This is a genomic window from Arthrobacter sp. 2RAF22, from assembly GCF_052115325.1.
Taxonomy (GTDB): domain Bacteria; phylum Actinomycetota; class Actinomycetes; order Actinomycetales; family Micrococcaceae; genus Arthrobacter.
In genome coordinates this window covers 35,807-51,025 of sequence record NZ_JBFRGL010000003.1, presented here as the reverse complement: position 1 = coordinate 51,025, position 15,219 = coordinate 35,807, and the positions used below count along the sequence as shown (strand labels likewise).

The 15,219-nt window shown below is 65.0% G+C and carries 17 protein-coding genes; 10 read left to right on the top strand and 7 right to left on the bottom strand.

Annotated elements, in window-relative coordinates; genetic code table 11:
• Window positions 1-3 precede the first annotated feature (3 nt).
• The 4 genes from AB4068_RS04840 to AB4068_RS04825 all read right to left on the bottom strand — a co-directional run bounded on the left by AB4068_RS04840 (window position 4) and on the right by AB4068_RS04825 (window position 4,236).
• The gene (locus AB4068_RS04840) at window positions 4-990 is read right to left on the bottom strand and encodes a bile acid:sodium symporter family protein (protein ID WP_441432813.1); all 987 of its coding nucleotides are present in this window, start codon (window positions 988-990) and stop codon (window positions 4-6) included.
• Between the two features lie 237 nt (window positions 991-1,227).
• A complete protein-coding gene (locus AB4068_RS04835; protein ID WP_441432812.1) occupies window positions 1,228-2,727 on the bottom strand; it encodes a SulP family inorganic anion transporter in 1,500 nt (499 codons plus the stop codon).
• Window positions 2,728-2,733: 6 nt separating this feature from the next.
• Window positions 2,734-3,837: a GTP pyrophosphokinase gene (locus AB4068_RS04830; RefSeq protein ID WP_059388901.1), complete on the bottom strand. Its 1,104-nt coding sequence runs from the start codon at window positions 3,835-3,837 to the stop codon at window positions 2,734-2,736.
• A 54-nt stretch (window positions 3,838-3,891) separates the two neighbouring features.
• Window positions 3,892-4,236, bottom strand: a complete 345-nt coding sequence (locus tag AB4068_RS04825) for a hypothetical protein (protein ID WP_441432811.1) — start codon at window positions 4,234-4,236, stop codon at window positions 3,892-3,894.
• 113 nt (window positions 4,237-4,349) lie between these two features.
• On the opposite strand from AB4068_RS04825, the gene AB4068_RS04820 reads away from it, so the two are divergent.
• The 4 genes from AB4068_RS04820 to AB4068_RS04805 all read left to right on the top strand — a co-directional run bounded on the left by AB4068_RS04820 (window position 4,350) and on the right by AB4068_RS04805 (window position 7,575).
• Window positions 4,350-5,159 carry an alpha/beta hydrolase gene (locus tag AB4068_RS04820; RefSeq protein ID WP_284988606.1) on the top strand — a complete coding sequence of 270 codons (810 nt, stop codon included), beginning with the start codon at window positions 4,350-4,352 and terminating at the stop codon, window positions 5,157-5,159.
• A gap of 69 nt (window positions 5,160-5,228) precedes the next feature.
• Complete coding sequence (locus AB4068_RS04815; protein ID WP_332603480.1) at window positions 5,229-6,197, top strand: carbohydrate kinase family protein; 969 nt, start codon at window positions 5,229-5,231, stop codon at window positions 6,195-6,197.
• A complete protein-coding gene (locus tag AB4068_RS04810) occupies window positions 6,194-6,718 on the top strand; it encodes a YbhB/YbcL family Raf kinase inhibitor-like protein (RefSeq protein WP_441432810.1) in 525 nt (174 codons plus the stop codon). The genes AB4068_RS04815 and AB4068_RS04810 overlap by 4 nt, the downstream gene beginning before the upstream one ends.
• Window positions 6,719-6,765: 47 nt before the next feature.
• Window positions 6,766-7,575, top strand: a complete 810-nt coding sequence (locus AB4068_RS04805) for an HAD family hydrolase (protein WP_307054134.1) — start codon at window positions 6,766-6,768, stop codon at window positions 7,573-7,575.
• 29 nt (window positions 7,576-7,604) lie between these two features.
• On the opposite strand, the gene AB4068_RS04800 is transcribed toward AB4068_RS04805, so the two are convergent.
• Window positions 7,605-8,879, bottom strand: coding sequence for a helix-turn-helix transcriptional regulator (locus AB4068_RS04800; RefSeq protein WP_059388906.1), 1,275 nt, complete (start codon window positions 8,877-8,879; stop codon window positions 7,605-7,607).
• Between the two features lie 139 nt (window positions 8,880-9,018).
• Between AB4068_RS04800 and hxlB the strand changes: the two genes are divergently transcribed.
• From hxlB to AB4068_RS04780, 4 genes are all read left to right on the top strand, one after another.
• On the top strand, window positions 9,019-9,639 hold the full coding sequence (gene hxlB, locus AB4068_RS04795; protein WP_441432809.1) for a 6-phospho-3-hexuloisomerase: 621 nt from the start codon (window positions 9,019-9,021) through the stop codon (window positions 9,637-9,639).
• 54 nt (window positions 9,640-9,693) lie between these two features.
• A complete protein-coding gene (gene hxlA / locus AB4068_RS04790; RefSeq protein ID WP_059388908.1) occupies window positions 9,694-10,317 on the top strand; it encodes a 3-hexulose-6-phosphate synthase in 624 nt (207 codons plus the stop codon).
• 386 nt (window positions 10,318-10,703) lie between these two features.
• Window positions 10,704-10,859, top strand: coding sequence for a hypothetical protein (locus AB4068_RS04785; RefSeq protein WP_441432808.1), 156 nt, complete (start codon window positions 10,704-10,706; stop codon window positions 10,857-10,859).
• A gap of 38 nt (window positions 10,860-10,897) precedes the next feature.
• Window positions 10,898-11,683, top strand: coding sequence for a glycerophosphodiester phosphodiesterase family protein (locus AB4068_RS04780; protein ID WP_441432807.1), 786 nt, complete (start codon window positions 10,898-10,900; stop codon window positions 11,681-11,683).
• On the opposite strand, the gene AB4068_RS04775 is transcribed toward AB4068_RS04780, so the two are convergent.
• The gene (locus AB4068_RS04775) at window positions 11,625-12,896 is read right to left on the bottom strand and encodes an RNA polymerase sigma factor (protein ID WP_441432806.1); all 1,272 of its coding nucleotides are present in this window, start codon (window positions 12,894-12,896) and stop codon (window positions 11,625-11,627) included. The two genes, AB4068_RS04780 and AB4068_RS04775, sit on opposite strands and share 59 nt — an antisense overlap.
• Window positions 12,897-12,903: 7 nt before the next feature.
• Window positions 12,904-13,254 (bottom strand): YciI family protein, encoded by a 351-nt coding sequence (locus tag AB4068_RS04770; RefSeq protein ID WP_284750952.1) that lies wholly within the window; start codon window positions 13,252-13,254, stop codon window positions 12,904-12,906.
• A gap of 132 nt (window positions 13,255-13,386) precedes the next feature.
• Here AB4068_RS04770 and AB4068_RS04765 point away from each other — a divergent pair, with 132 nt between their 5' ends.
• Window positions 13,387-14,529, top strand: a complete 1,143-nt coding sequence (locus AB4068_RS04765; RefSeq protein ID WP_441432805.1) for a glycerate kinase — start codon at window positions 13,387-13,389, stop codon at window positions 14,527-14,529.
• A gap of 186 nt (window positions 14,530-14,715) precedes the next feature.
• The gene (locus tag AB4068_RS04760) at window positions 14,716-15,180 is read left to right on the top strand and encodes a GatB/YqeY domain-containing protein (RefSeq protein ID WP_284990207.1); all 465 of its coding nucleotides are present in this window, start codon (window positions 14,716-14,718) and stop codon (window positions 15,178-15,180) included.
• The last annotated feature ends 39 nt before the right edge of the window (window positions 15,181-15,219 follow it).

Genomic DNA, 15,219 nt, shown 5'->3' with positions numbered 1-15,219 from the left:
CTGTCAGCCCTCCTTGAGCGGCTTCCGGGCCAGCCAGGCCGCGACGATGGCACCGGAAACGTTGTGCCACAGGGAGAATACGGCCGACGGCAACGCTGCCAGGGGCGTGAAGTGCGCGGTCGCAAGAGTGGCGGCAAGACCGGAATTCTGCATGCCCACCTCGAATGCGAGGGCCCGGCGTGCCTTGCCATCGAGGCGGCCCAGCTTGCCCGCCAGGTAGCCCAGGCCGAGGCCGAAGCCATTGTGGAGAACCACCGCGAGGAAGACGATGCCGCCCGCGGCAACGATCTTGCCGGCGCTACCCGCCACCACCACGGCGACGATCAGTGAGATCACGACGGCGGATGCCCAGGGAAGTGCCGGCAGCACCTTGCGCACGAGCTTCTTGAGGAAGAGTCGGGCCGCCAGCCCTCCGATGACCGGGAGGAGGACCGTCTTGACGATGTCCAGGACCATGGAGCCGGCATCGATGTTCAGGAAGGAACCCGCGAGGAAAAACACCAACAAAGGGGTCACGATCGGGGCAATGAGGGTGGAAACGGAGGCGACGGCCACCGACAGCGCAACGTCACCCTTCGCCAGGAAAGCCATCACGTTGGAGGCCGTGCCCGACGGCGCGCAGCCCACCAGGATCAAGCCCACTGCCAGCTGGGGTTCCAGGTTGAGCGCGACCGCGATCAGCCAACCAGCACCCGGCATGATGATGTAGTGGGCGACGATGCCCAGAACCACAGCCCAAGGGCGCTTCGCCACCGATGCGAAGTCCGGAGGGGTAAGGGTCAGGCCCATGCAGAACATGATGATGCCCAGCAAGAACGGAACGCTTGGTGCCAGTGGTTTGAAGGCGTCGGGAAGCAGGAAACCGGCCACTCCGGCGAGAACCACGAGGACGGGAAAGACCGTGACCGCGATCCTGGCGATTTTGGCTTCCGCGGCCAGTGCCGGATTCAGGACGGGGGCTTCTGCGGGGTTGGTTGTTGCCTCAAGCATCGTTCTATCGTGGCACTGTGGTTGAACGTGCGCCCAATCCGTGACCCGGATCGGGCCAATATGTCAGATGACCGTCGTTTCCCAGCCCAACTAGCTCGCATTTGTTGTCGTTTTGAGGGCTCGTAACGACAACAAATGCGTGGGCCCACGCCGCCAGGGTTCCCTGGCCGAGCTTGCGAGGCTAGGGTGGCGGTGGGGATCAGTTGGGGGCGCGATCGTTGGGTGTGCCGGTGGACGTTAGCCTGCGTTGAGCTTGCCTGCAAGCCGTTCGCGCATCCGGACGCTCGCCGCGTTGAGGCCAACCAGCTCCACCTCGCGGCCGTGCCTGCGGTATTTCTCGGTCACGGAATCCAATACGGCAACGGTGGAAGCGTCCCAGATGTGCGAGGCGTGAAGATCGATGACCACGTGGTCGATTCCCTCCGAGGAATCCTTCGCATAGTCGAACTGCGTGTAGAGATCGTTGGAGGAAGCGAAGAACAACTCGCCATCCACCGTGTAGCTCGCCACGGTCCGGCCGTTGAGCTCAAGTTCACTCCGCTCCAGCGTGGCGAAATGGGCCACTCGGCGGGCAAACAGCACCATGGCCGTGACGACACCGGCTCCCACCCCAATAGCCAGGTTGTGCGTCGCCACCACCACGGCCACCGTCACGAGCATGACGCCGGTCTCGGACTTCGGGAGTCGCTTGAGGGTCGCCGGCCGGATCGAATGCCAGTCAAAGGTGATGAGGGAAACGAAGATCATCACAGCCACCAAAGCGGCCATGGGAATCATGCCCACCACGTCCCCGAGCGCCACCACGAGGACCAGCAGGAACCCTCCGGCCAGGAAGGTCGAGAGCCGGCTGCGGGCGCCCGAACCCTTCACGTTGATCATGGTCTGCCCAATCACGGCGCAGCCGCCCAAGCCACCCAGGAATCCGGTGACGATGTTGGCGATGCCTTGGCCCCAGGACACCCGGGCCTTGTTGGAGCGGGTATCCGTGATGTCATCCACGAGCTTGGCCGTCAAGAGGGACTCCAGGAGGCCAACCAGCGCCATGGACAAAGCGAACGGGGCAATGGTCTGGAAGGTTTCCCAGGTCAAAGGCACGTTGGGCAGAAAGAAACCGGGAAGGCTATTGGGAAGTTCGCCCTTGTCGTGCACCGTGGGGACGCGGACGCCGGCCAGCGTCGTGACGATCGTGAGGGCGACGACGGCCACCAAAGGCGCGGGCACCGCTGTCGTTATTTTGGGCAGGCCGAACACTATCAGCAGCCCGACGGCCACAATCGGGTACACCATCCAGGGGACGCCGATGAGTTCAGGCAGCTGCGCCATGAACACCAGAATGGCCAAGGCATTCACGAATCCGATCATCACCGAGCGCGGAATGAAGCGCATGAGCCGCGTGACCCCCAGGACCGCCAGGACGATTTGGAAGACCCCGGCCAGGATGACCGTGGCAATCAGGTAGTTCAGCCCGTGATCCTTCATGACGGGGGCGATCACGAGGGCGACGGCGCCGGTGGCTGCCGAGATCATAGCCGGCCGGCCACCCACGATCGCCGTGGTGACCCCCATCGTGAAGGACGCGAAGAGGCCGATGCGCGGATCCACGCCGGCGATCACGGAGAACGCAATGGCCTCCGGAATGAGCGCAAGCGCCACCACCAACCCGGCCAATGCTTCCGTCTTGAGCCTGCGGGGAGAGCGCAGTGTGAAACGGAGGGACTGGAGCTGCTCGGGTGTCATGGGTCCTTAGCTGTTGGTCAGGCGGTACCGCTCAATCTGCTTGAGACGCCGCTGGAGGCTGTCCCGCCGGGGGTGGGGGACGACGTCGGGCGCCTCGGCGGTGAGGTCGATGTGTTCAGTGCCGTACTGCCAGAGCAGGAGGTCATCCAGGAGGCGGTCCGGTCCAGGGGAGTAACGGTGATCCAGGGCTTTGCGGACCTCGGTGATCCGGTTGGCGCTGAGGAGACCGGCGAGTTCCACGGTCTTGTTCAGTCCGTGGGCCGCGAGAAGCTCCGCAGCCCAACCCCAGTCGTCATCAACTTTACGGTCAACGTGGGGAAGCAGCGTCCGCCAGACGTCACGCACCCGGTTGGGCGTGAGGGGCATGGAGCCTTCGCCGTCGAGATCCCAGTAGCCGCGGACTTCCTCGTAGCGTTCGTGGAGGTCGGCGAAGGCGCTTTCCACGGTTTCCAGCATTGCGGCTGTAGCAGTGAACTGGCGGTCGAAATGCGGTGTCCAAGCGCGCGGATCCTCGGCCTTGAAGCGGATGTCGTGTTCGATCTCGCTCCAGGCATGCGCAAAAACCGTACGTATCTGGCATTCGAAGAAGTAGCTGCCATTGGGCGGAATGTCCGGATTGAAGACCTGTTGGTAGGCCTTCACGGACTCGTTTTGGATGGTGCGGAGGATGAGGTGGCGGCTGGAATATCCGTAGGTGCCGGACTCGATGGAGCCGATGTCCTTCTCAAGGTCTCCGCGGCAATCGAAAAGCTGGCGCTGGCGCTTGATCAAGTTCGCAACTGCGGCGTTCTCGGCCGGGAGCTTGGTGATGACGCGCAGCCCCACCATGTCGTTCAAGGTCCGGAAGGGATCCGGGAACTTCAGCACCCGCGGACCCCCCTCCAGGGGCACCTCGGTGCGGGAAATCTTCTCCCGGAAAGATTCGACCGTCTTGGTGCGTCCCGTGACGAAGAGGGGCACGGACTCGCTGTTCTTGAGCATGTCCCGCAAGGTCAACAGGACATCGCGGGTGACAAGTTTCAGGGCAGGCCGGACGCGTTCGTAAAGCTCCACGTTCGCCTGTACTGATTCGCGCAGCTGAGGATCCAAGCTGTCCCAATTGCTAGCCATGCCTCCAGCTTACGGGGGAGGTCCGACAGTGGAGCTGAGCCGGGCCCTCTGGCGCTACCGGTGCGCCACCTGGAAGCATGCAACATCGTATTGGGAGGTGGGGGAGTAGTTCTGTCCACCCACTCCGCCGTTGATGCTGTTGATGCCCGGCTCGTTGAATGGCGATCCTGGGCTGTTGGCGGCATTGCCGGGTGTGTTCGGTTCGAGGGATTGGCAGGACTGGTTAGGCTTTCCAGTTCCAGGCGGGTTTGCCGCCGAAGCCGGCGCAGCCACAGCCAGCACGCTCAAGGTCAAAGCCACAAGAACCGACGCGGAGATACGACGGATCATTGAAATCACGTCCGGGTAAAGAAGCATTTCCCGCAAAAACGCGGGAGTGAAGCGAGGGTAGCGCTTCACCCCTGAGGGTACGCTCGGGCAGTGGCTACAGGAAGGCTCCGCGTGGATCCTCAGGCCATCGTTCCCGCTCCGCGGCGCTCCTCCGCGATAGGCTCGGCACAAAGGAGGACACGATGAAGCGGCACAAGTACTACTACGGCCAGCACTCCAGCCAATGGGGCGAGCTGTTCGTACCCGATTCGCTACAACCACACCGCAACAGACCCGATGGAGTGGTGGTGGTGATCCACGGAGGCTATTGGCGCTCCCAATACGGCGCCGAACTCGGTGAGCCGATTGCCCGGGATCTCGCTGCACATGGAATTGCCGCCTGGAACCTTGAATACCGGAGGGCCGGAAACGGTGGCGGCTGGCCGCATACGTTCGAAGATGTCCTCGATGGGATCGACCACTTGGGCGAGATTGCCGGCAAACATGAACTTAATCTGAACAAAGTGGTGGCACTGGGACACTCCGCAGGCGGCCATCTCGCGGTTTGGGCGGCCGGGCGGGAAAAACTCTCCAAAATCGGCGCCCCGGACGCCGACCGCCAGCTCCATCGGCATGACAACGGTGCGGCAGTGCGGCTCACCGGCGTCGTGAGCCAGTCTGGCCTGCTGAACCTTGCCGACGCCGAGCGGCTCAACCTGAGCAACGGCGCCGTCGACAACCTCATGGGTGGCGACTCGGTAAGATACCCCAAACGGCATATCTATGCGGACCCCATGAGGTCGCTGCCCATCCCCGTACCGGTCTTCGCGGTCCATGCTGCATCGGACGAGGATGTCCCGTGCAGCCAGTCCGAGGCTTATGTTGCCGCAGCCACCGCTTCCGGGGGCGCGGCCCAGTTCCTCAAGGTGCCTGGCGACCATTTCGACCTGATCGATCCCAGGGCCGTTGCGTACAAGAAGTGCCGGGAGTTGGTGCAGCGGCTGCTCGCGTGACGGTTTGCCGGCAAAGTCACCGGCTGTCATCGAGAGACGCACACCACATCCGCGTGGCAGAGTTGTCCCATGCTGACAGTCATAGGTGAAGCGCTGGTTGATGTCGTCCAGCGTTCCTCGGGAATCGATGCCCACGTGGGCGGAAGTCCGCTCAACGTTGCCGTGGGCCTGGCCAGGCTGGACCACGCTGTCCAGTTCATCGGCCGCTTCGGCAAGGATGCTTACGGCGACTCGATCGCAGCCCACTTGCGCTCCAGTTCCGTCATGGTTCCGCTGCCGCCGGACGAGAGCCCTACCAGCGTGGCCACGGCCTTGATCGACGACGACGGCGCTGCAAGCTACACCTTCGACCTCGCCTGGGAGCTTCCCGGCCTCGCCGCGCGCTTGCCGTTCATGCTTCAGGGGACCTCGCTCCTGCATACCGGCTCGATTGCCACGATGTTGGAGCCGGGCGCAGCGGATGTCCTTGCCGCCGTCGAGCATGCCCATCCGAATGCGACTGTTAGCTTCGATCCGAACTGCCGGCCCAGCATCATCAAGGATCGAGAATTTGCGCGGGCCCAGGTGGAGCGTTTCGTGGCGCTTGCCGACGTGGTCAAGGCATCCGACGAGGACCTTGAGTGGCTCTATCCGGGCGTCGATGTCTTGGAATCGGCTCGGCGCTGGCTGGGCCTGGGCGGCAGCGGGGGGCCCGCCGTCGTGGTGGTCACGCGAGGCGCGGACGGACCCTGGGGTGTCACAGCCGCGGGCGAGGCCCAGGTGGACGCCCCAAAGGTAGAGGTGGCGGATACCGTGGGTGCGGGCGATTCCTTCATGGCCGCACTGCTCTCCGGGATCGTTGACCACGGGCTGGCAGGGGCCCAAAACCGCGACGAACTGCACGCCATGCCCGCCGAAGTGCTCGAAGGACTCCTCAGCCATGCCGCGCGCGCAGCGGCAATCACGGTCTCCCGGCCGGGCGCGAATCCGCCGACGCGTGCCGAACTCAACGCCTTGGGCGTCCCGGAAGCCGGTGCAAGCGTCGAGAGGCAGCCATGAGCTACGCCGACCTTCCACAAGTCCCATCGTTCGATGTCACCAGCGGCTCGCTGAAGGACGGCGACGCTCTCAGCCCGGCCCAGACCAGCAAGCGCTTCGGCGTGACCGGCGGCAAGGACGAATCCCCGCAGCTGGGCTGGAGCGGAGCCCCCGAGGGCACCAAGGGTTACGTCGTCACCGTCTTCGACCCCGATGCTCCGAGGGCGGGCGGCTACTGGCACTGGGCAGTGGTCAACATCCCCGCCACTACGAACTCGTTGCCTGCCGGTGCCGGCGTTCCGGGTGGTGCGCACTTGCCGGCCGGAGCGGTTCAACTCAAGAACGACGCCGGGTTCCCCGGTTACCTGGGTGCGGCGCCGCCGCCCGGGCACGGTCCGCACCGGTACATCGTGGCCGTGCACGCGGTCGACGTCGCTGAACTGGGGCTCGACGCTGGTGCCTCCACGGAAGCCCTCGTCCGCAAGCTGGCTTCTCACACGCTGGCCCGGGCCGTCATCACGGGCCATTTCGAGCGGCGCTAGCTCCAGGGGCTAAGTCGACGGCGGCCGCCCCCACGTAGACTGACATAATGCGGCTCGTAGCAAGTGACATTGACGGCACCATCCTTGGGCATGACGGCAAGATCAGCAGCCGCACCATCCGCGCATTCCATGCCTGCCGCGACGCGGGCATCGAGGTGGTGTTCGTGACGGGTCGGCCACCGCGCTGGCTCTACCCCCTCCGCGAACAGATCGGCCATAGCGGCATCGTTATTTGCTCCAACGGTGCAGTGGTGTGGGACCTTGAAGCTGACAAGCTGATTTCGGCCAATGCCTTGAGCATCGCGTCTGTACTGGAGGCCCGCCGGATCATCAAGCAGCTCCGGCCCGACGCCTTGTTCGCTGCCGAAACACTCACGGGATTCCACCTGGAGCCCGGGTTCATCGAGAACGAGACCAGCGAGCTCCTGGCCGAGTTCACGCCCGCGTGGCTGGACGAAACGCTGACCGCGGACGACGCCGTCGTGAAGTTCCTTGCCGTAACGCGCAGCGGCACTCCGGATGATTTCCTCGCAAGGGTGCAGCCCGCCGTCGCGCATCTCGTGGAGACCACCCACTCGGCGCCGCGGACCGCACTCCTGGAAATGTCGGCGCCCGGTATCAACAAAGCCGTCACACTCGCCGTATATGCGGCATCCCGAGGCATCGAGGCCGCCGAGGTGGTGGCATTCGGTGACATGCCCAACGACGTCGAGATGCTGCGCTGGGCCGGCGACGGTTACGCGATGGCCAGCGGCCATCCGGAGGCGATCAGCGCAGCAGGACAGCAGGCGCCCCATTTCGACGACGACGGCGTGGCCCAGATCCTCGAGGCAAAGCTCGCTTCCCTGCGGGTTTAGTCGGCCCCGCACCGGGCCGCTGTGCACCGCTAGTTCGGCGCCCGCAGTCCGTGGCTGTGCGCCAAGGCAATGGCCTCTGTTCGTGAACCCACGCCGAGTTTCCTGAAAATATTCCTGACATGGAATTTAACGGTGTTTTCGCTGATGTGCAGCTTGGCGGAGATGGCCCGGTTGCGCTGCCCGGCCGCCAACAGTTGAAGAACTTCCATTTCTCGCTCGGCCAGGCCCCATCCACCGATGTCGCCCGCCGGGGCTGATGGAGGGTCCAGTGGCAGGACCACCTGCACGTCGGCTCCCCAGCCGGCCATGACCTCGATGTTCATTCGGCCGTCCAGCGCTGCCACCCTGTTGTTGAGCCGGGCAATGTTGGGCGAATCCGACGTCAGTTCGCCTAGGCCGTCGTCGCGCACGTTGATGAGGAGGTTCACGCCGTCACAGTCCCACTGCACCCGCACGCGCCTGACTGCGGGCTGCTCCACGATGGCGAGCACCAGTCCCCGCACGATCGCCCTGGAGGCGTGGGCAACTTCGCCGGGCAAGGCACGGCCGTTGACCGGTGGCTCGATGAACTGGATGTCGAGCCCGCTGAAGTGCATGAGCGGCCGCAGGTCTTCCCGCAGCCGTTCGAACGCCTTGGCCACCGGCTCTTCGACGAGGTCTGTGGTGCGGTCGCTGAGCGTCCGGAGACTGACCAGCGAGGTAGCGGCCAGGTCGGTGACGGTTTTTCTGGCAGTGGCATCGTCCAGGGCGCTCGATCGCAACGCCGCCAAAAGTGTCTCCAGGGTGGTCGAATGCCTGTCCACGAGTTCGGCCGTGACGCGGAGCCGCTCGGCTGACGCCGCGCGGGATTCCAAAAGGTACGACGGCGGCGCGTCCGCCACCTTCTCCTGGATGCGCCGCGCTGTGAGCTGCCATAGGTAGTCAAGCATCCGCAGGGTCGACGCGCGCTCCAACGGTTCTTCGGGCAGGGCCGGCTCAGTGAGGGTCAGCAGCGCATTGCTCTCGGACGTCAATGCAAGAACAGGCCGTTGCTCGCCGGCGATGGCCGCTTCCCCGTGCCACACCTCGCCTTCCGTGACCCGGGTCCGCAGTTGATCCAACTCGGGAATGGAGACGCGGCTGATGATGCCCTCTGCCCCGGCTTTCTTCTGGGGCCGGCCGGTGCAATCTTCGGTGAAGATCACCAGCGCGCTGCTGCCTACGTACGGAAGCGTCGCTTCACGGAGCCTCTCGGCGATGTTCGTGAGCGGTGCGTTGGCCAGTTCAGCGACTGCCTCGAGAAGGGTCCATCGGCTTGAGGTCATCCCGCCACTTTAGCGCTTCGCGCCGTCCGCCTACTACCCAAACGGGTAGCTAATACCGCCCTTGTTCAGCGTTACGCCTACCCGTTCAGTCCTGAAGGATTGATTCAAACCGAGCATTCACCTGAGCAGGAGGCAACGCATGACCACCACCGCAGAGGCCGTCCAGGCCGTATCGGACGTCGACCCAAGCCCGGATGTCGAGCTAAGCCTGGCCCTCGTGGGCAGCGAGATCGCGGAAACGGCAGCTGAAGTGGACCTTCGGCAATTGTCCAGCCTGGCCACGGAAGTCCAGACTGCCGGGAACTCGGCCACCGGCCGGATCTTCGTTGCAGGAGCCGGCCGCAGCGGCCTCGTCCTGCGGATGGCTGCGATGCGGCTGATGCACCTCGGCTTCGACGTGCACATCGCGGGGGACACCACCACACCGGCCATCCGCTCGGGCGACCTCCTCTTGCTCGCCTCGGGCTCCGGGACGACCTCCGGCGTCGTGCGCGCCGCCGAGACTGCCTCCAAAGCCGGCGCCAGGATCGCCGTGTACACCACGAATGCCGGGTCCCCGCTTGCGGAACTGGCCGACGTCGTCGTCATCATTCCGGCGGCGCAGAAGACAGACCACGGTTCCACGCTGTCGCGTCAATACTCCGGCAGCCTGTTCGAGCAGGTGCTCTTCCTCGCTGCCGAAGCCGTCTTCCAGGCCCTGTGGGACAACGATGCAACCCCGGCCGAGGAACTCTGGCTCCGCCACGCCAACCTCGAATAGCCCCTGATTTTCACCGCACCAACACCACAACAAACGACAGAAAGAGATCCCTCCATGAAGCTGCAAGTCGCTATCGACGTCCTCACCACCGAAGCCGCCCTCGAGATCGCCGGCAAGGTCGCCGAATACGTGGACATCATCGAGCTCGGCACCCCCCTCGTGAAAAGCGAAGGCCTGTCCGCGGTGACGGCCATCAAGGATGCCCACCCGGACAAGGTCGTGTTTGCCGACCTCAAGACCATGGATGCCGGTGAACTTGAAGCCGACATCGCCTTCAAGGCGGGCGCAGACTTGGTCTCCGTGCTTGGCGGCGCAGACGACTCCACCATCGCGGGTGCAGTCAAGGCCGCCAAGGCCCACAACAAGGGCATCGTGGTTGACCTGATCGGTGTTGCGGACAAAGTAACCCGTGCCAAGGAAGCCAGGGCCCTCGGTGCCAAGTTCATCGAGTTCCACGCCGGCCTCGACGAGCAGGCAAAGCCGGGCTACAACCTGGATGTGCTCCTGAGCGCCGGTGAGGAAGCCCGCGTGCCGTTCTCGGTGGCCGGTGGCGTGAACCTGTCCACGATCGGAGCCGTCCAGCGCGCCGGAGCGGATGTCGCCGTCGTCGGCGGTTCCATCTACGGTGCCGACGACCCCGCACTGGCCGCGAAGCAACTGCGCGCCGCCATCATCTAGGCCCACCTCCCAGCCGGCGGTCCCAACTGGTCCCCACCGCCACCCTCGCCTCGCAAGTCCCCACCGGCTCCCAGCCTTCGCAAGCTCAGGCAGGGTCCCTCGCCAGTGGGGCCCCACGGCCAGGGAACTCTGGCGGCGTGGGCCCACGCAATTTTCGTCGTTTTCAGGCCTCTAAACGACAACGATTGCTAGTTGGTTGGGACCGCTCACCCATTACACAGCTTCAGTCCAACTGCCGTTCAACTACTCCCCGTAGTCTCTTGTCGTATTCGATGCCGATCACAGGGGACATGATGGCCAAGAGAAAGACGACAGGGTGGCCCGAGGCCCCCGTTCGCCGCGCAGTGCCGGCTGAACATTGGAAGCAATTGCGCCGCGGAGACCGCGTGAGCGTCAAGCTTGCGCCGGGGTTTGAGAACCCCGGCCAGGTGGACGCCGTGTCGAGTGACCACAGCGTGGTCTGGGTAAACCTCGACGGCGGCCGCGGCCGCACGCTGGTGCACTGCGGCGACGGCGTGGAGATCGTCCGGCAGGAATCCTGACGGGCTCGCGGGAGGCGCAGCCGGGTTACGCTACCCGTGTGAGCCCGAATTTGCCTTTCTTCAGCCGCCCGGACGGACAATCCGCTCCGCTTGCGTTCGCGCACCGCGGATTTTCGCCGGATGGCCTTGAGAACTCGGCCGCGGCATTCAGGGCGGCGCTTGAGCTCGGCTTCACGCATCTTGAAACCGATGCCCGCGCCACTGCCGACGGCGTGGTGCTCCTTTTCCACGACGACACCCTTGACCGTGTCACGGATGCCCATGGCTCCATCTCCAGTCTCAGTGCCGCCGAGATCGCCAAGGCCCGGATCGGTGGCCGCGAAGCAATTCCCCACTTGGCCGATGTCCTGAAGGAATTTCCCGAGGCGCGGCTGAACATTGATGTCAAGGATTGGCATACCGTCAAACCCCTCGCTGGAGTCATTGAACAACTTGACGCCCACGACCGGGTGCTGATTGCGAGCTTCTCAGATCGCCGGCGTCGGGCCGTCCTGCGCCTGCTCCGCCGTCGCACGGCGTCCTCGGCTGGCGTTGCCTGCAACGCCGCCTTCACCCTCTTGGGACCGCTTCTTCCCGAGCGCTGGCTGCGGAAGATCCTGCACGACGTCGATGCCCTCCAAGTGCCGGTCCGCTACGGACCCCTGGCCGTTGTGACCCCCGGTTTCCTGCGGCGGGCGCATCGGCTTGGGCTGCAGGTTCACGTCTGGACGGTCAATGATCCGGCCGAGATGGCCAGGTTGCTTGATATGGGCGTGGACGGGATCGTCACCGACCGAGCGGATGGTCTGAAGTCGGTGCTGCAGGTCCGGGGCCAGTGGTGGTGAGCGCCCGGATGCGTGACGCCAGGAAGTCTCGCTCGGCGTCGTTGTCCGTGCGCTCCTGCGCTTCCCGGTAGGCGGAGACAGCTTCATTGTTGCGTCCCAGGCGCCGGAGCAGATCCGCCCGCACTGCGTGGAAAAGATAGTAGTTGCCCAGTTCAAGGACGTCGACGGCGGCAAGACCCGAGGCGGGTCCCTCCACCTCCGCGAGGGCAACGGCCCTGTTCAAGGCGACCACCGGCGTCGGCTCCATGGCCAGGAGCTGTCCGTACAATGCCAGGATCTGCCGCCAGTCCGTGCTTGCGGGCTGTGCGGCGTCGCTGTGGACCGCGTTGATGGCGGCTTGCAATTGGTACGGTCCGGGCTGGTTCCGCTTCAGGCATTGCCGCACCAATAATTGCCCTTCCGCAGTTTGGTCCTTGTCCCAGACGCTGCGGTCCTGGTCGGCGAGGAGCACCAGGCCGCCGTCGGGAGTCGTCCGGGCCTCACTGCGGGCATTGAGCAGAAGCATGAGGGCCAACAGGCCTTTGGCTTCGGGCTCATCAGGCATGAGTTCCATGATGAGCCGGCCAAGGCGAACAGCCTCGTGGCAGAGGTGTTCGCGCACCAGCCCAGCCCCTGAACTCGCAGCGTAGCCCTCATTGAAGACCAAGTAGACCACGGCCAGCACCGACTTCAAACGCTCAGGAAGCTCGGCGCCGCTCGGTACCCGGTAGGGGATGCGGGCGTCGCGGATCTTCCCTTTCGCCCGCACCAGGCGCTGGGCCATGGTTGCCTCGGGGACCAGGAAAGCGTGGGCGATCTCCGCCGTGGTGAGCCCGCCCAGGAGCTTGAGTGTCAGGGCCACCTGCGCGGCCCGGTTGATGGCGGGGTGGCAACAGGTGAAGATCAGCCGGAGCTGGTTGTCCTCCACGGTATCCACCTCTTCGGGTTCATCGCTGTGTTCATCACCGTGCAGGATCGCGGCCTGGACGAGTTTCTCCCTACCGGAGGCCTCGCGGCGGAACCGGTCGATGGCCCGGTTGCGGGCGGTGGTGATGATCCAGCCCGCTGGGCTCGGCGGCAGGCCGTCGTCGGGCCAGCGCGCCACGGCCTCGGTGAAGGCGTCCTGGACTGCGTCCTCGGCGGCGTCGATGCTGCCCAGAACGCGGACCAGGACCGCCACGGATCTTCCATACTCTTCACGGAATATTCGTGCGATCTCCGAAATATGGACCACGGGGAAACTATTCCCGGTAGCCCGCGAACGGCCGGACCTCGATAGGCAGCGTGGTGGCTTGGGCGGCTTTGCGTCCCCAGCCAAGTGCCACGTCCAGGTCCGGGGCTTCGATCACCCACAGGCCGCCCACGTGTTCCTTGGCCTCAGCGAAGGGGCCGTCCGTGGTGAGAACCTCGCCGTCGTTCACACGCACCACTGTGGAGGTACTGGCGGGGTGCAGGCCACCCGTGAAAACCCAGGCGCCGGCGTCGCGCATTTCCTGGTTCAGGACGTCAAGATCGGCCATGATTTTGTTGAGGACTTCGGGCTCCGGGGCTGGGCCGTCGGGCTGGTAGATGCTGAGCAGATAACGTGGCATGACTGTTCCTCCTTGGGATGTGGCGCCGGCACCGTGCCCGCGTCTCACCCTCTATACGAACGGCGCCGGCTGTTTTCGACATCTCCGCGCACGAATCTGCGAAAAGCTTAGCCCCGCTGGCAGGATGGGAACATGCGCATCCTGATTGCCCCGGACAAGTTCAAAGGCTCCCTCACCGCCGCCGAAGCAGCCTCAGCGATGGCCGAGGGGGCATTGCGCGTCTATCCGGACGCCGTGGTGACGCAGTTTCCGATCGCCGACGGTGGCGAAGGAACACTGGAAGCAGCCGTGGCGGCGGGCTACGAAGAGCGGATCAATGCGGTCGTCGGTCCCATCCTCAAGCCGGTAGGCGCTGCGTGGGCCATCCGGCAAAATGCCTTTGGCGGAGCCACTGCGGTGATCGAAACGGCGCAAGCCTCCGGACTGGCACACATGGAGCCGACTCCGGAAAACGCCCTGCGCGCCCACAGCTACGGTTGCGGCCAGCTCATCGCCGCCGCCCTTGACGCCGGAGCCACCGAGATCGTGCTCGGCGTGGGTGGTTCCGCGATGTCCGACGGCGGCAGCGGCGCCTTGCGTGCGCTCGGGCTGAAGCCCCTGGACGCGGCCGGGAACGTGGTTCCACTCGGCGGAGGCTCGCTCGCCGACGTCGTATCCCTCGACGTCTCCGGGCTGGATCCGCGGCTGACCGCGGTGAGGTTCCGGATCGCCGTCGACGTCCGGAACCCGCTCTATGGCAGCGACGGCGCCGCGCACGTTTTCGGCCCTCAGAAGGGGGCGGACGAGGACGCGGTGGAGCTGCTTGACGCCGGCCTGCGCAACTGGGCGTCGCTGCTTCGGGAAGCGGGCGGTCACGACGTCAATGTTCCCGGGGCCGGAGCGGCTGGAGGATTCCCGGCGTCGTTCCTGGCCTTCGCCCAAGCGACGCTGGAAGGCGGGTTCGCCCTGGTGGCGGGCCTGACTGGGCTTCCCGAACAGCTCGCCGGCTCTGACCTGGTGATCACCGGCGAAGGATCCATGGACTCGCAGTCGCTGACCGGCAAGGCACCCATCGCTCTCGCGGATTCCGCCCAAGGGCATGGAATTCCGGTGATTGTGGTGGCGGGCCGGATCCTGGTGACACCGGAAGAACTGGCCGGCCACGGCGTGGTGGCCGCGGCGCAGTTGCTCGACGTCGCACAGCGTCGGGACGGCGTGCCGGATATTGCCGACGCCGTGGCGAACGCAGCCAAGTACCTCGCGTGGGCCACGAGCCAGGTGCTGGAAGGGGTCTAGGCTCCCGTCCACCCAGGGACATGCCAGCGGGGTTACTCGGCGTCGTCCGGGCAGATAATTAACCTACAAAGCATGGCTCTGACTTCTGCCATGCATCCACGATGCGACGACCCCGCCCGGGACGCCGTCACCGCCTGCCGGGCTGGCAGCCGGCCAGCACGGCACCATCGAATCGAGGAGCACACCATGTCCACCTTGAAAGAGCGGCTGCACGCAGACGTCGTCAGCCATATGAAGGATGGCAACCGCGTAGCCCTGAACGCCACGCGCAACGTCCTGAGCGAGATCGATACCCGTGAGAAGGCCGGACAGGCGCCGATCCACTTGGACGACGCCCAGATCACCGCCATGTTGCAGAAAGAGGCCGCGCAATATCACGAGGTCGCCCGCCTCTACGAGGAGGCCGGAGAGTCCGAGCGGGCCGCCACGGAGATTGCGGATGCCGAGGTCATCGAGGCCTACCTGCCGGAACCACTGACCGCCGCCGAGGTCGAGTCCATCGTTGACGAGGTCATCGCCTCACTCAAGGCCGAAGGCGTGGAGCTGTCCCTGATGCACATGGGCTATGTCATGAAACCGGTCACCGAAAAGGTCGCCGGCCGCTTCGACGGCAAGGCGGTCAGCGATATTGTGCGTAGGCGCCTCTCATAGCTACCGGTGTTCGGCTAGAGAGCTGTGTTCGGCGGAGAG

Bases quoted from the DNA above. Each gene is read 5' to 3' on its own strand.
- AB4068_RS04815 (WP_332603480.1), top strand. From the start codon at position 5,229: ATGCTGACAGTCATAGGTGAAGCGCTGGTTGATGTCGTCCAGCGTTCC.
- hxlA (WP_059388908.1), top strand. From the start codon at position 9,694: ATGAAGCTGCAAGTCGCTATCGACGTCCTCACCACCGAAGCCGCCCTC.
- AB4068_RS04760 (WP_284990207.1), top strand. From the start codon at position 14,716: ATGTCCACCTTGAAAGAGCGGCTGCACGCAGACGTCGTCAGCCATATG.
- AB4068_RS04765 (WP_441432805.1), top strand. From the start codon at position 13,387: ATGCGCATCCTGATTGCCCCGGACAAGTTCAAAGGCTCCCTCACCGCC.
- AB4068_RS04840 (WP_441432813.1), bottom strand. From the start codon at position 990: ATGCTTGAGGCAACAACCAACCCCGCAGAAGCCCCCGTCCTGAATCCG.
- AB4068_RS04800 (WP_059388906.1), bottom strand. From the start codon at position 8,879: ATGACCTCAAGCCGATGGACCCTTCTCGAGGCAGTCGCTGAACTGGCC.
- hxlB (WP_441432809.1), top strand. From the start codon at position 9,019: ATGACCACCACCGCAGAGGCCGTCCAGGCCGTATCGGACGTCGACCCA.
- AB4068_RS04770 (WP_284750952.1), bottom strand. From the start codon at position 13,254: ATGCCACGTTATCTGCTCAGCATCTACCAGCCCGACGGCCCAGCCCCG.
- AB4068_RS04830 (WP_059388901.1), bottom strand. From the start codon at position 3,837: ATGGCTAGCAATTGGGACAGCTTGGATCCTCAGCTGCGCGAATCAGTA.
- AB4068_RS04805 (WP_307054134.1), top strand. From the start codon at position 6,766: ATGCGGCTCGTAGCAAGTGACATTGACGGCACCATCCTTGGGCATGAC.
- AB4068_RS04810 (WP_441432810.1), top strand. From the start codon at position 6,194: ATGAGCTACGCCGACCTTCCACAAGTCCCATCGTTCGATGTCACCAGC.
- AB4068_RS04835 (WP_441432812.1), bottom strand. From the start codon at position 2,727: ATGACACCCGAGCAGCTCCAGTCCCTCCGTTTCACACTGCGCTCTCCC.
- AB4068_RS04820 (WP_284988606.1), top strand. From the start codon at position 4,350: ATGAAGCGGCACAAGTACTACTACGGCCAGCACTCCAGCCAATGGGGC.